Below are 15,149 nucleotides of genomic sequence, written 5' to 3'. Positions count from 1 at the left end.
TGGACTCCTGTTTAGCGCGCTTCCTGCACGGCGGCAGTCGGTTGTTCAAAGTGGTAGCGGCCAGTTTTCAGGCTGCTTGGACCCAGACGTGCAAATTTGAACATCAGATACATTTCAGCCACCAGGAACAGGGTGTACAAGCCGCAAATCAGCCCCATCGAGAACAGAATGTCGCCTGCAGTCAGTGAAGAGTTGGCGACCGCAGTCGGCAGCACCTCACCAATCGCCCAAGGCTGACGACCGTATTCAGCCACAAACCAGCCGGCTTCGATCGCGATCCACGGCAGCGGCAGGCCATACAGCGCCGCACGGTGCAGCCATTTTCTCTGGCCGACACGGTTGCGGATCACGCTCCAGAACGACAGACCGATGATCAACAGCATCAGCACGCCACAGGCCACCATGATACGGAAGGCGAAGTACAGCGGTGCTACGCGTGGGATCGAGTCTTTGGTTGCCTGTTGGATCTGCGTTTCCGTCGCGTCGGTGACGTTCTGGGTATAACGCTTCAGCAGTAAGCCGTAGCCCAGGTCCTGCTTGGCTTTATTGAACTCGGTGCGTACCGCCGGGTCAGTATTGCCGCCGCGCAGCTCTTCCAGCAGCCCATAGGCTTTCATCCCGTTGCGGATACGCACTTCATGCTGCGCCATCAGATCTTTCAGGCCGGTGACCTGGGTATCTGTTGAGCGGGTAGCAATAAGGCCAAGCGCGTAAGGGATTTGGATCGAGTAGGAGTTTTCCATTTTATCCTGATTCGGAATACCGAACAGGGTAAAGGAAGCCGGTGCCGGTTGCGTGTCCCACTCGGCTTCGATGGCGGCCAGTTTGGTTTTCTGCACGTCGCCCATTTCGTAGCCGGATTCATCACCCAGAACGATAACGGACAGCACGGCAGCCATACCGAAGCTGGCAGCAATAGCGAAGGAGCGTTTGGCAAAGGCGAGGTCACGGCCTTTCAACAGATAGTAAGAGCTGATACCCAGAACGAACATCGCGCCACAGGTGTAGCCGGCGGCCACGGTATGCACGAACTTCACCTGCGCAACCGGGTTGAGCACCAGTTCGGAGAAGCTGAGCATCTCCATACGCATGGTTTCGAAGTTGAAATCCGAGGCGATCGGGTTTTGCATCCAACCGTTGGCGACCAGGATCCACAGCGCAGAGAAGTTTGAGCCCAGTGCCACCAGCCAGGTAACGGCCATGTGCTGCACCTTGCCCAGACGATCCCAGCCGAAGAAGAACAGGCCGACCAGCGTCGATTCAAGGAAGAACGCCATCAGACCTTCGATGGCCAGCGGGGCCCCGAAAATATCACCGACGTAGTGGGAGAAATATGACCAGTTAGTCCCGAACTGGAACTCCATGGTCAAACCGGTGGCCACACCCAGGGCAAAGTTAATTGCAAATAACTTGCCCCAGAATTTGGTCATATCTTTATAGATTTGCTTGCCTGACAGTACATATACCGTTTCCATAATTGCCAGCAAGAACGCCATACCCAGCGTTAATGGGACAAATAAGAAGTGGTACATCGCCGTTAAAGCAAACTGTAAGCGCGACAGTTCGACAATATCAAACATCTTGACTCCTTGCTCCTCGCAGGAAGACTCCGACATGCGGTTATCGATATGACTTCGGGTGAAGCTACCGGTAACGCCCCGCAGTGAATGCCCTTAAACACAACAAAAATTTGATCCAGCCTCTCCGCTTTCAACCATGCATTCGACGCGGGCCTGACTACTGGCCAGTGCACAAAACACACCACTGAAAACCGACAACGGGTAACAAATGCAACAAGATCAACCATCCATATTCAGCATGGATGATACTCGCCCAATCCCACACAATAAATAGGTTTTTACGTGATGTGGGTTAGACTTTGGGTTACAGGTCAAATTTTCCCCCAAAGAGGTATTCAGGCGTAATTTGATCTGAAACAATTTAAGCCTATCCGGATTTTATTTCCAGATTCAGCTCACAATTTCTCATAATTATCTTGTGGTTATGTTACACAATGGTTTCGTAGTCTATGTAGGTACTTTTTGTGTTAAATAGATGTGATATTTAATGGCTAGCTGTATTTAAATGAAGTCTTGAGTGTGAATGATGTTAACGTTTATTAACCTACCAATAGGACAAGCTTAGCTTATTTTTTTACTCTGATAATTATAGGCAATAAAAAGAATTATTATCGATAAAGCAGCGCTTAAATACGCCTGCCTCATCCCCTTTCCCGCTTAATTGACGCCGCTAATCCCCACCACGACCATATTGATGCCCGGCCAGCCCTCCGACAGGCAAAAAAAACAGGGCCAGACGCGTGGTCTGACCCTGCTTGAACACGGACTACCGCAGGTAAATTAGCGGTTCAGAACCGCTTTGACTGCCTCGCCGATGTCAGCCAGGCTGCGCACGGTTTTAACCCCTGCCGCTTCCAGCGCCGCAAACTTCTCGTCTGCAGTCCCTTTGCCGCCGGCAATGATGGCGCCGGCATGGCCCATACGTTTGCCTTTAGGCGCGGTAACACCCGCGATATAGCCAACCACTGGCTTGGTCACGTGCTCTTTGATATAGGCTGCCGCTTCTTCTTCAGCGCTACCGCCGATCTCACCGATCATGACGATCGCTTCAGTCTGCGGATCTTCCTGGAACAGTTTCAGGATATCGATGAAGTTGGAGCCTGGGATCGGGTCACCGCCGATACCCACACAGGTAGACTGGCCCAGACCGGTATCGGTAGTTTGTTTTACCGCTTCGTAGGTCAGGGTGCCAGAGCGGGAAACGATACCCACTTTACCCGGCAGGTGGATGTGGCCAGGCATGATGCCGATTTTGCACTCGCCCGGGGTGATAACACCTGGGCAGTTCGGGCCAATCATGCGCACGCCGGCTTCATCCAGCTTCACTTTCACGGTCAGCATATCCAGCGTCGGGATGCCTTCGGTGATGGTGATGATCAGTTTGATGCCTGCATCGATTGCTTCCAAAATGGAGTCTTTGCAGAACGGAGCCGGTACATAGATAACGGACGCGGTAGCGCCGGTCGCTTCTACGGCTTCACGCACGGTGTTGAACACCGGCAGGCCCAGGTGCTCGGTACCGCCTTTGCCCGGCGTTACGCCACCGACCATTTTGGTTCCGTAAGCGATAGCTTGCTCGGAGTGGAAAGTCCCCTGGCTACCGGTGAAGCCCTGGCAAATTACTTTGGTGTTTTTATCGATTAAAATGGACATTATTTGCTCCCCACTGCCGCAACAACTTGCTGAGCCGCATCAGTCAGGCTGGTCGCAGCAATGATATTCAGACCGCTGTCCGCCAGTTTCTTGGCACCCAGCTCGGCGTTATTCCCTTCCAGACGCACCACCACCGGGACGTTAACGCCCACTTCGGCTACTGCGCCAATGATACCGTCAGCGATCAGGTCGCAACGCACGATACCACCAAAAATGTTAACCAGAACCGCTTTCACCTTGTCATCAGACAGGATGATTTTGAAGGCTTCGGTCACGCGCTCTTTGGTTGCGCCGCCGCCCACATCGAGGAAGTTGGCCGGTTCGCCGCCGTGCAGTTTAACGATGTCCATGGTACCCATCGCCAGGCCTGCGCCGTTCACCATGCAACCGATGTTGCCGTCGAGAGCAACATAGTTCAGCTCCCACTGTGCCGCACGGGATTCACGCTCATCTTCCTGAGAAAGGTCGCGCATTTCACGCAGCTCAGGCTGGCGGAACAGGGCGTTGCCGTCAGCGCCCAGTTTGCCGTCCAGACAGATCAGATCGCCCTGCTTGGTCACCACCAGCGGGTTGATCTCAACCATGGCCAGGTCACGTTCCAGGAACAAGGTCGCCAGACCCATGAAGATTTTGGCGAACTGGCCGACTTGCTTACCGGTCAGACCCAGTTTGAAAGCCAGTTCACGGCCCTGGTAAGGCTGTGGGCCTGCCAGTGGATCGATGGTCATTTTGTGGATCAGTTCCGGGGTTTCTTCCGCAACTTTCTCGATTTCAACGCCACCCTCGGTGGATGCCATGAACACCACGCGACGGCTGGCACGGTCAACAACCGCACCCAGATACAGTTCTTTATCGATGTCGGTCGCCGCTTCTACCAGGATCTGGTGAACCGGTTGGCCCAGTGCGTCAGTCTGGTAGGTCACCAGACGCTTGCCCAGCCAGGCTTCAGCGAAAGCACGGATGTCTTCCTTGCTGTTAACCACTTTAACGCCGCCAGCTTTACCGCGACCGCCAGCATGAACCTGACATTTAACCACCCACGGGCCGGAGCCGATTTTGGATGCGGCTTCTTCCGCTTCACGCGGTGTGGTACAGGCATAACCGGTTGGTGCCGGCATACCATACCGAGCAAACAGCTGTTTTGCCTGATATTCGTGTAAATTCATGATGTTCTATCCATTCAGTTCTGAAGGTTTTAGCCGAGCCATTTTGGCGGAAAACCGCATGACTTTAGTCGGCCACATAGCACAGAGTGTGGGCGCGGCGTACCGCGCCCATCAGGGTTATACGTCCAGCAGCAGACGAGCCGGATCTTCCAGCATCTCTTTAACCGTCACCAGGTAACCCACGGATTCTTTACCGTCGATCAGGCGATGGTCATAAGACAGTGCCAGATACATCATCGGCAGGATCACAACCTGGCCTTTGACCGCCATTGGGCGATCTTTAATGGCGTGCATGCCCAGGATGGCGCTCTGCGGTGGGTTGATGATCGGGGTAGACATCAGTGAACCGAATACGCCGCCGTTGGTAATGGTGAAGTTACCGCCGGTCAGCTCTTCCACAGTCAATTTGCCATCACGGCCCTTGACTGCCAGCTCTTTGATTTTCTTCTCGATGTCCGCCATGCTCATGCTGTCTACATCGCGCAGCACCGGGGTCACCAGGCCACGAGGAGTAGATACCGCAATGCTGATATCGAAATAGTTGTGGTACACCACGTCAGTGCCGTCGATAGAAGCGTTCACTTCCGGGAAGCGTTTCAGCGCTTCAACCACCGCCTTGATGTAGAAGGACATGAAGCCCAAACGTACACCGTGGCGTTTTTCGAAGGCTTCACCGTACTGCTTGCGCATGTCCATGATCGGCTGCATGTTGATTTCGTTGAAGGTCGTCAGCATCGCAGTGCTGTTCTTCGCTTCCAACAGGCGCTCGGCCACGCGCTTGCGCAGACGGGTCATAGGAACACGCTTCTCGCTGCGGCCGCTCAGAGCAGGCTGCGGAGCGGCTTCAACGGCGGCCGGCTTGTCGGCTTTCTTGCCGTTGGCCAGGTGCGCTTCCACGTCTTCGCGGGTGATTCGGCCACCCACGCCGCTGCCTTTGATGGCAGCTGCATCGAGGTCATGTTCGGCAATCAGGCGGCGGATAGCCGGGCTGAGTGCGTCGTTGCTCTCTTCTTCCAGGCTGGCGGTTGCGCGTTGGGCTGGAGTGGCTTCTTTAGCCTGGTTTTTTTCTTCGGTCGGCTTGCCAGAGCTGTCGCCCGGACGAATACGGCCAAGGATCTGGCGAGAAAGCACGGTTGCGCCCTCTTCTTCCACGATCGCATCCAGAATGCCTGCTTCGCTGGCCGGAACTTCCAGCACCACTTTGTCAGTTTCGATTTCAACCAGAACTTCGTCACGCTGGACGCTGTCACCTGGTTTCTTGTGCCAGGTGGCGACGGTCGCATCGGCAACCGATTCAGGAAGGTCAGGAACCAGAATATCTACGCTACTCATTTAGCTTTCCCTTAATCTTTAACAATATTCAGCGCGTCATTAACCAGAGCCTGTTGCTGCTTCTGGTGTACGGACATATAACCCACTGCCGGAGAGGCAGAGGCTGGACGTCCGGCGTAACGTAAAGAAGCCCCGAACGGCACCACTTCACGGAAGTTGTGTTGGCTGCAGTACCAGGCACCCTGGTTCAGCGGCTCTTCCTGACACCAGACGAAATCATGCACGTGAGCGTACTTCTCCAGCACCGCCTGAAGGGCCTGATGCGGGAACGGGTACAGTTGCTCGATACGTACGATGGCCACGTCTTTCTGGTCGTTCTTGCGACGCTGTTCCAGCAGATCGTAATAGACCTTACCGGAGCACAGCACCACGCGTTTGACCGCTTTCGGATCCAGATCGTCAATTTCGCCAATCGCCGGCAGGAAGGTGCCGTTAGCCAGCTCATCCAGAGACGAAGTCGCCAGCGGGTGACGCAGCAGAGATTTCGGTGACATCACCACCAACGGACGGCGCATACCGCGCAGCGCCTGACGACGCAGCATGTGGTAAACCTGTGCCGGGGTAGACGGGATGCACACCTGCATATTCTGCTCGGCACACAGCTGCAGGTAACGTTCCAGACGCGCAGAGGAGTGCTCTGGGCCCTGGCCTTCGTAACCGTGCGGCAACAGCATCACCAGGCCACACATACGGCCCCATTTCTGCTCGCCGGAGCTGATGAACTGGTCGATCACCACCTGAGCGCCGTTGGCGAAGTCACCGAACTGCGCTTCCCAGATGGTCAGGGTGCGAGGTTCTGCGGTGGCATAGCCATATTCGAACGCCAGAACGGCTTCTTCAGACAGTACGGAGTCCCAAACTTTGAACTCGCCCTGCCCGCTGTGGACATTGGCCAGTGGCACGTAGACCGAACCGTTTTTCTGGTTGTGCACTACCGCATGACGGTGGAAGAAGGTACCGCGACCGGCATCTTCACCGGAAAGGCGGATTGGAATGCCTTCGTCGACCAAAGTGGCATAAGCCAGCGTTTCCGCCGCGCCCCAGTCGAACGCTTTATTACCTGCAGCCATCTCTGCGCGGTCACCGTAGATTTTCGCTACGCGTGACTGCATTTCAATAGCTTCCGGCGCGGTGCTGATGCGACGGGCCAGTTCCTGCAGGCGCTTCATTTCAACCTTGCTTGGGTACTCTTCGTCCCACTCGTGGTTGAGGTACGGCGACCAGGTAAAGGAATGCAGGTTCATCGGACGCCATTCTTCAACCACGCAATCGCCGCGGTCGAGTGCATCACGGTAAAGGTTGACCATTTCCGTGGCATCTTCCAGGCTGGCGACTTTTTGTTCGGTCAGCACGTCAGCATAAATCTTGCGTGGCGTTGGGTGTTTCTTGATCTTCTGGTACATCACCGGCTGGGTTGCACTTGGCTCATCGGCCTCGTTATGCCCGTGGCGACGGTAGCAGACCAGATCGATCATCACGTCACGTTTGAAGGTGTTACGGAAATCCAACGCCAGACGGGTAACAAAGGCCACCGCTTCCGGATCGTCAGCATTAACGTGGAAGATCGGCGACTGCACCATCTTGGCGATGTCAGTACAGTATTCGGTAGAACGCGCATCCAGCGGGTTGGAAGTGGTGAAACCAACCTGGTTGTTGATCACGATACGTACCGTGCCGCCCACTTCGTAACCGCGAGCCTGCGACATGTTCAGCGTTTCCTGAACCACGCCCTGGCCGGTAATGGCGGCATCACCGTGGATGGTGATTGGCAGTACCATGTTGCTGCGCGCTTCGTCCAGACGGTCACGACGGGCACGTACAGAACCCATAACTACCGGGCTGACGATCTCCAGGTGCGACGGGTTAAACGCCAGCGCCAGGTGAACCATGCCGCCTTCGGTTTCTACGTCGGAGGAGAAGCCCTGGTGATATTTCACGTCACCGGTGCCGAGGTGTTCTTTATGCTTGCCGGCAAACTCGTCGAACAGGTCGGCAGGTTTTTTACCCAGCACGTTGATCAACACGTTCAGACGGCCGCGGTGGGCCATGCCCAACACCACTTCGCGCGTACCGTTCTTACCGGCATGGCGCACCATCTCTTTAAGCATTGGCACCAGCGCATCGCCACCTTCCAGCGAGAAGCGTTTTGCCCCTGGGAATTTGGCACCGAGGTAGCGTTCCAGACCTTCCGCTGCGGTCAGCTCGTTCAGGAAACGGCGCTTCTCGTCATGGGTAAAGCTGGCGTGCCCCACTACCGATTCAATACGCTGTTGGATCCAGCGTTTCTCTTCGGTATTGGTGATGTGCATGTATTCCGCACCGATCGAGCCGCAGTAGGTCTGCTTCAGCGCAGCGTACAGGTCGCCCAGCTTCATGGTTTCTTTGCCGATGGCGAAAGAACCCACGTTGAAGGTTTCCTGGAAGTCGGCTTCGGTCAGGTTGTGGTAGGCGGGTTCAAGGTCAGGAACTTGCTCACGCTGCCACAGACCGAGCGGATCGAGGTTGGCATGCTGATGTCCGCGGAAACGGAAGGCGTTAATCAGCTGCAGTACCTTGACCTGTTTGGCGTCGGTGTCTGGATCGTTGATGGTGGTGTTGTAACGCGCGGAGTCTTTCGCCAGGCGGCGGAAGTAGTCACGCGTTTGAGAGTGAAGCTGATCGGGTTTTACACCCGCGGTTGGTAGCTGTTGAAAAATGGAACGCCAGCTATCTTCAACGGAGCCCGGATCGGTTAAGAAGTCTTCATAGAGCTGTTCTATGTAAGACTGGTTCGCGCCCGCCAGATAGGAGGAATCCAGCCAGGCCTTCATTGCGCCGTTCTGCATCATGATCCCTTAAGCTTTGAAGCTTTAGTTTTCGCCGTGGTTAACATAATTACCGTGATGGATACGGTTTGCCGTAGAAACGGTTCACTCGACGTACTTTTATACCCGTCGCCTTTCAAGTTACAGCGTTGTTACCTGCACTCGCTCACCCCAGTAACTTACTAAAGTAAGCGCCTGGGGATGAACGAGCTGGTCGCCTAGCTGTAACTCGAAATTCATAGGGTATCGGTACGTTCTGCTATGGACCTTGCGGTCCCTTACAAGGAACCTCTAAAAACCGGCGGGCGAACCAGGCTGCTTAGCGCCGCAGCCGCGGGTCAGTTTTTAGAGGCTCCCTCCTTTGTGATGTGCGCCGGAAACTGCCCGGCGCAGCATCTCATTCCATTTATGCGCCGCGTTGCAGCAGCATAGACTTGATATGACCGATTGCACGGGTCGGATTCAAGCCCTTAGGGCATACACTGACACAATTCATAATGCTATGGCAGCGGAAAACACTGAAAGCGTCGTCCAGATCGTCTAAACGTTCTTCCGTTTCCGTGTCACGGCTGTCAATCAGGAAGCGGTACGCCGCCAACAGGCCAGCCGGGCCGATAAACTTGTCAGGATTCCACCAGAATGACGGGCAAGAGGTCGAACAACAAGCGCATAAAATGCACTCGTACAGACCATCGAGCTTGGCACGCTCTTCCGGCGATTGCAGGTGCTCACGCGCTGGCGGGTTCTTGCCGTCGTTCTGCAGGAAGGGCTTGATCTTTTCATACTGGGTGTAGAACTGACCCATATCGACCACCAGATCGCGCACTACCGGCAAGCCCGGCAACGGACGGATCACAATCTTTTTATTGCCTTTGGTCAGCGACGACACCGGAGTGATACAGGCCAGGCCGTTTTTACCGTTCATGTTGATCCCATCGGAGCCACAAACGCCTTCACGGCATGAACGACGGAACGACAGGCTTGGATCTTTTTCTTTCAGCTGGATCAACGCATCCAGCAACATCATGTCGCGACCTTCTTCCGCTTCCAGGCTGTAGTCCTGCATGTGCGGAGCATCGTCAACATCCGGATTGTAGCGATAAATTGAAAATTCGAGTTTCATCAATCGATCTCCGCAATTAGTAAGAACGCACTTTCGGCGGGAATGCCGGGCGCAGCTTCGGTTGCATGTTCACTTCACGACGCGTCATGCTTTCCGATTGCGGCTGATACAGCGAGTGACACAGCCAGTTGGCATCATCACGTTCCGGGAAGTCGAAGCGGCTATGCGCGCCACGGCTCTCGGTACGGAAGTTGGCCGACACGGCGGTGGAAAACGCGGTCTCCATCAGGTTATCCAACTCCAGGCATTCGATGCGCTGGGTGTTGAATTCGCTGGAGGTATCGTCCAGACGTGCGTTCTTCAGACGTTCACGGATCTCTTTCAGTTCTTCCAGCCCTTTCGCCATCGCATCACCTTCACGGAATACCGAGAAGTTGTGTTGCATACAGGCTTGCAGCGCCTTGCGGATTTCAACCGGATCTTCACCTGAACGGGTGTTGTTCCAGCGGTTCAGACGATCCAGCGACGCTTCTACATCGGATTCGCTCGCTTCACGGCTGGCGCCCTGCTCGAGGATAGATTCCTGCAGATGCATGCCGGCGGCACGACCGAACACCACCAGATCCAGCAGCGAGTTGCCGCCCAGACGGTTGGCGCCGTGCACCGATACGCAGGCAATTTCGCCCACGGCGAACAGCCCCGGGATCACTACGTCTTCGCCTTTCTCATTCACGGTCAACGCCTGACCGGTCACTTTGGTCGGAATACCGCCCATCATATAGTGGCAGGTTGGGATAACCGGGATAGGCTCTTTCACTGGGTCGACGTGCGCGAAGGTGCGCGACAGTTCCAGAATGCCCGGCAGGCGGGATTCCAGCACTTCTTTACCCAGGTGATCCAGCTTCAGCTTAACGTGCGGGCCCCACGGACCGTCACAGCCACGGCCTTCGCGGATTTCAATCATGATCGAACGGGCTACCACATCACGGCCCGCCAGGTCTTTGGCGTTCGGCGCATAGCGCTCCATGAAACGCTCACCGTGTTTGTTCAGCAGATAACCGCCTTCACCACGACAACCTTCGGTCACCAGAACCCCGGCACCGGCGATGCCGGTCGGGTGGAACTGCCACATTTCCATGTCCTGCACCGGCACGCCGGCACGCAGCGCCATGCCGACACCGTCACCGGTGTTGATATGGGCGTTGGTAGTGGACTGGTAAATACGGCCTGCACCGCCGGTCGCCAGCACGGTGGCTTTGGCTTTGAAGTAAACCACTTCACCGGTTTCAATGCAGATAGCCGTGGTGCCGACCACTGCGCCATCTTGGTTTTTCACCAGATCCAGCGCATACCACTCGGAGAAGATAGTGGTGTGATTTTTCAGGTTCTGTTGATACAGGGTGTGCAGCAGGGCGTGACCGGTACGGTCAGCCGCCGCAGCGGTACGTGCTGCCTGCTCGCCACCGAAATTCAGTGACTGGCCGCCGAATGGGCGCTGATAGATGCGGCCATCGTCGGTACGGGAGAACGGCAGCCCCATATGCTCCAGCTCCAGAACTGCTTCCGGGCCGGTTTTACACATATACTCAATGGCGTCCTGGTCACCGATATAATCGGAACCTTTCACCGTGTCATACATATGCCATTCCCAGTTATCTTCGTGGTTGTTACCCAGGGCTACGGTAATGCCGCCCTGTGCAGACACGGTATGGGAACGGGTCGGGAATACTTTGGACAGCAGGGCACAAGAAGAACCCGCTTGAGAAATTTGCAGTGCCGCGCGCATACCTGCGCCGCCTGCACCGATAACTACAGCATCAAACTCTCTGACCGGCAGTTTCATCTTACGCACCCCACACTACGATTGTTCCGTACAGTAAATAGACCAGCAACACGACAACGATCGCCAGTTGCAACACCAGACGTACCGCTACCGGCTTGACGTAATCCGTCAGCACCTGCCACAACCCGATCCAGGCATGAGCCAGAATCGACAGCAGCGTCAGCAGCGTGAACACTTTCGTAATAGAAGTGGCGAAGAAGCCGCGCCAGATTTCGTAGGTGAGATCCGGAGCCGTGACAAAGAAGCCCAGGATATACAGAACATACAGGGTGATGACGATAGCGGAAGCACGCAGTAACAACCAATCGTGTACGCCGTTGCGTCCTAATGCAGAAACATTGTTTACCATACGAGGACTCCAGCCAGAACTGACAGCACGACGGTCAGACCGATTGCCACCTGGGCAGAACGGGTACCGGCGGCTAAACTCTCTTCGATATAGCCAAAATCCATTAACAAATGGCGAATGCCACCGCAAATGTGATAGGCCAGCGCAGTGAGGATGCCCCAGAATATGAATTTGACAACGAAGCTATTCATGATGGCAGCAGCCTGCATGAAACCCTCTTGGGAAGAGAGTGACAGGCCCAGCAGCCAGAGGAGGATACCCACGGCAACGAAGGTAATTACGCCAGAGACTCGGTGTAAGATGGACGCTATCGCAGTTACGGGAAACTGAATCGTTTGCAGATCCAGGTTGACAGGTCTTTGTTTTTTCACGTTTTTGCCCACACAGCTCTTATTATTTTCCTTCCTCCGGCCTGGGCGGGGATCAGACAGCGTTAAGAGCCAAAACCCTCACACGTCACGCGCTCAAACAACAACATCCTCTGTGCTTAAACGGCGCGTAGTTATAACGCTGGGTGCTCCTACTTCAGGGTATCCCGGAGACCTGGCGGCAGTATAGGAGGATCACATTCTGATTACAATTCCCATACAATCCCTTTGGTAACATTTCCCCCGAACAGTGATTTAGATCACGGATTTCACAATTAGCATAAAATTAATTATCTGATTTGACAAGAGATCAACAATTCCATTACATATAGGGGCACAAACGGCCCTATGATGCGCAATAGGTCAGCAGATACACTTCCCCCGATGTTCAGGATATGCAACAGTGTATTTGAAAGAACCTATCCCAATGGCGGTTTTTGCCGGTCACGTTTGCAGCACACTACCGCAGACGAGAACAAATAAGGCATATAAAACAGTTTATTGGGATAGGTTCAACCACCCCCGAACACGTCGTAGGTAAGATTAACAGAACATAACGAATTCCGATGAATCGTTAACAACTGGTCACCCACCTCGTTCGCCTGGTTAGCACTCTGTACCCTACCCGCGCATTTGCGCAGTCGCTCACAGAGTTAGCGTCCGCTCCATTTTTTGCGGGCAACCTGAGGAGAATTAAGGTATTTCAGTTGTTAGAGGTTTTTAAAATAAGGCGCAAAGGAGACTGTAAATGACTGATAAGAAAGCGACGCTAACCATTAACGATGGTGAAGCTCCAATCGAACTGGGCGTATTAACCCCGACACTGGGCCCCGATGTCCTTGATGTCCGCGCCCTGGGCTCCAAAGGTTATTTCACGTTTGATCCCGGCTTTACCTCTACCGCTTCCTGCGAATCCAAAATCACTTTTATCGACGGTGACAAAGGCGTATTGCTGCACCGCGGCTTCCCGATCGAACAGCTGGCGAAAGAGTCTTCCTATCTGGAAGTGTGCTACATCCTGCTGTACGGCGAAACGCCGACCGCAGAAGAGTTCGAGACCTTCAAAACCACCGTGACCCGTCACACCATGATCCACGATCAGATCACCCATCTGTTCCGTGGCTTCCGTCGTGACTCACACCCAATGGCGGTGCTGTGCGGCGTGACCGGCGCCCTGGCGGCGTTCTACCACGATGCACTGGACGTCAACAACGAGCGTCACCGCGAGATCACCGCGTTCCGCCTGCTGTCCAAAATGCCTACCGTGGCGGCCATGTGTTACAAATATTCTCTGGGTCAGCCGTTCGTTTATCCACGCAACGATCTGTCCTATGCCGGTAACTTCCTGCATATGATGTTTGCCACCCCGTGCGAAGAATACGTGGTGAACCCGGTGCTGGAACGCGCAATGGATCGCATCCTGATCCTGCACGCCGATCACGAGCAAAATGCTTCCACTTCTACCGTACGTACCGCAGGTTCTTCAGGCGCTAACCCGTTTGCCTGTATCGCTGCCGGTATCGCTTCACTGTGGGGCCCGGCACACGGCGGCGCCAACGAAGCCGCGCTGAAGATGCTGGAAGAGATCAAAACCGTTGAGCACATTCCTGAGTTCATCAAGCGTGCCAAGGACAAGAACGACTCGTTCCGTCTGATGGGCTTCGGCCACCGCGTGTACAAGAACTACGATCCACGCGCCACCGTGATGCGCGAAACCTGTCACGAAGTGCTGAAAGAACTGAACAAGAAGGACGACAACCTGTTGCAAGTGGCGATGGAGCTGGAACACATCGCGCTGAACGACCCGTACTTCATCGAGAAGAAACTGTATCCGAACGTCGACTTCTATTCAGGCATCATCCTGAAGGCGATGGGGATCCCTTCTTCCATGTTCACCGTTATCTTTGCCATCGCCCGTACCATTGGCTGGATTGCACACTGGAACGAAATGCATGACGAAGGCATCAAGATTGCCCGTCCGCGTCAGTTGTACACCGGCTATGCCGAGCGTGACTTCAAGTCCCAAGTGAAAAACAAATAACGCCGCTTTACCCTATGTATTGCAGCAAGACGCCGCCCCCCAGGACGGCGTTTTTTTTTGCCCTCTCCCTGGGGAGAGGGTCGGGGTGAGGGGAAACATTGAATAACCTATTTCTGGCAACCTGGGCACCAATAAAAGGGCCTTGAAGACAGCGTCGTGCGTTCGATCATCGCACCACAACGCTCGCAAGGTTCACCACTGCGGTGGAACACCTTAAAGCTGAACAACGTGCCATGATGGCGGTTCTCATCCACCTGCCCACGCGTCTGATAAGACAAGCGCGGTACCGCCAGCAACGCCTCCGCCAAGCGCTGCAAGGTTTCCGGCGCCAGATCCTGTGGCTTATGCTGGGGCGCCAGCTCTGCCTGCCAAAGGATCTCGGCCCGCAGGTAGTTGCCCAACCCGGCGAGAAACGCCTGATCGAGCAACATGCCGCCCAGTTGCCTGCGGCGAAATGCCGGTGACAGCAGCCGTTGCTCCACCGCGGCCACCGTTAACGTCATATCCAGTACGTCGGGGCCGATACGTTGCAAGAACGGATGCTGCTCAATTTCCTCGCGCGGCCCGACGGTAATCTCCGAGGCGCTGTACAGCAAAATCGCCCGATCCGCCGTTTCCAGCCGCACGCGCAGATCCCGTTTGGTTTCCGGCGTCTCCCCTGCTTTAACCACTTTCCACACGCCATACAACTGGTTATGGCTATACAGCGTCAGACCATTGGAAAAATGGGTCAGCAGTGCCTTACCCCGTGGTTCAATAGCGATAATACGCTCGCCGATTAACCGGTCGCGGTAATGTTTAAGCTGGGGAAAGGCGAAACCGACTTCGGTCAGCGGCTGGTCGATCACCGCCGCCGCCAGTGCATCCGCCGCCCGGCGAATTTCCGGTCCTTCCGGCATATGAAAACTCCTGAATGGACCCCGGTGCAGCAGGCCGCACCGGGGAATAAC

The 15,149-nt window shown here is 55.0% G+C and carries 11 protein-coding genes; 1 reads left to right on the top strand and 10 read right to left on the bottom strand.

Translation table 11 applies throughout. The features are described 5' to 3' along the window. Positions 1-11: 11 nt before the first annotated feature. The 9 genes from cydA to sdhC form a co-directional block, all read right to left on the bottom strand. Positions 12-1,580, bottom strand: coding sequence for a cytochrome ubiquinol oxidase subunit I (gene cydA, locus ACSOSI_RS06500; protein WP_012005706.1), 1,569 nt, complete (start codon positions 1,578-1,580; stop codon positions 12-14). A 780-nt stretch (positions 1,581-2,360) separates the two neighbouring features. After that, entirely contained in the window at positions 2,361-3,233 is an 873-nt protein-coding gene (sucD, locus tag ACSOSI_RS06495; RefSeq protein ID WP_012005705.1) for a succinate--CoA ligase subunit alpha, read from the bottom strand. Further along, a complete protein-coding gene (gene sucC, locus ACSOSI_RS06490) occupies positions 3,233-4,399 on the bottom strand; it encodes an ADP-forming succinate--CoA ligase subunit beta (RefSeq protein WP_012005704.1) in 1,167 nt (388 codons plus the stop codon). The genes sucD and sucC overlap by 1 nt, the downstream gene beginning before the upstream one ends. A gap of 117 nt (positions 4,400-4,516) precedes the next feature. Continuing rightward, a complete protein-coding gene (gene odhB, locus ACSOSI_RS06485) occupies positions 4,517-5,731 on the bottom strand; it encodes a 2-oxoglutarate dehydrogenase complex dihydrolipoyllysine-residue succinyltransferase (protein ID WP_261098958.1) in 1,215 nt (404 codons plus the stop codon). 11 nt (positions 5,732-5,742) lie between these two features. Beyond that, positions 5,743-8,556 (bottom strand): 2-oxoglutarate dehydrogenase E1 component, encoded by a 2,814-nt coding sequence (gene sucA / locus ACSOSI_RS06480; protein ID WP_012005702.1) that lies wholly within the window; start codon positions 8,554-8,556, stop codon positions 5,743-5,745. 385 nt (positions 8,557-8,941) lie between these two features. Then, positions 8,942-9,658 carry a succinate dehydrogenase iron-sulfur subunit gene (locus ACSOSI_RS06475; protein ID WP_012005701.1) on the bottom strand — a complete coding sequence of 239 codons (717 nt, stop codon included), beginning with the start codon at positions 9,656-9,658 and terminating at the stop codon, positions 8,942-8,944. 16 nt (positions 9,659-9,674) lie between these two features. Continuing rightward, positions 9,675-11,441, bottom strand: coding sequence for a succinate dehydrogenase flavoprotein subunit (gene sdhA / locus ACSOSI_RS06470; protein WP_012005700.1), 1,767 nt, complete (start codon positions 11,439-11,441; stop codon positions 9,675-9,677). A 1-nt stretch (position 11,442) separates the two neighbouring features. Then, entirely contained in the window at positions 11,443-11,790 is a 348-nt protein-coding gene (gene sdhD / locus ACSOSI_RS06465; RefSeq protein WP_012005699.1) for a succinate dehydrogenase membrane anchor subunit, read from the bottom strand. Next, on the bottom strand, positions 11,784-12,173 hold the full coding sequence (sdhC, locus tag ACSOSI_RS06460) for a succinate dehydrogenase cytochrome b556 subunit (protein WP_004949747.1): 390 nt from the start codon (positions 12,171-12,173) through the stop codon (positions 11,784-11,786). The genes sdhD and sdhC overlap by 7 nt, the downstream gene beginning before the upstream one ends. A 733-nt stretch (positions 12,174-12,906) precedes the next feature. On the opposite strand from sdhC, the gene ACSOSI_RS06455 reads away from it, so the two are divergent. Next, the gene (locus tag ACSOSI_RS06455) at positions 12,907-14,199 is read left to right on the top strand and encodes a citrate synthase (protein ID WP_012005698.1); all 1,293 of its coding nucleotides are present in this window, start codon (positions 12,907-12,909) and stop codon (positions 14,197-14,199) included. 107 nt (positions 14,200-14,306) lie between these two features. On the opposite strand, the gene nei is transcribed toward ACSOSI_RS06455, so the two are convergent. Next, on the bottom strand, positions 14,307-15,098 hold the full coding sequence (gene nei, locus ACSOSI_RS06450) for an endonuclease VIII (protein ID WP_476706718.1): 792 nt from the start codon (positions 15,096-15,098) through the stop codon (positions 14,307-14,309). Positions 15,099-15,149: the final 51 nt, after the last annotated feature.

It is taken from the genome of Serratia sp. AR11 (genome assembly GCF_056376275.1).
The sequence above is the reverse complement of the archived record's forward strand: the minus strand, read 5'-3'. Positions and strand labels throughout refer to the sequence as shown.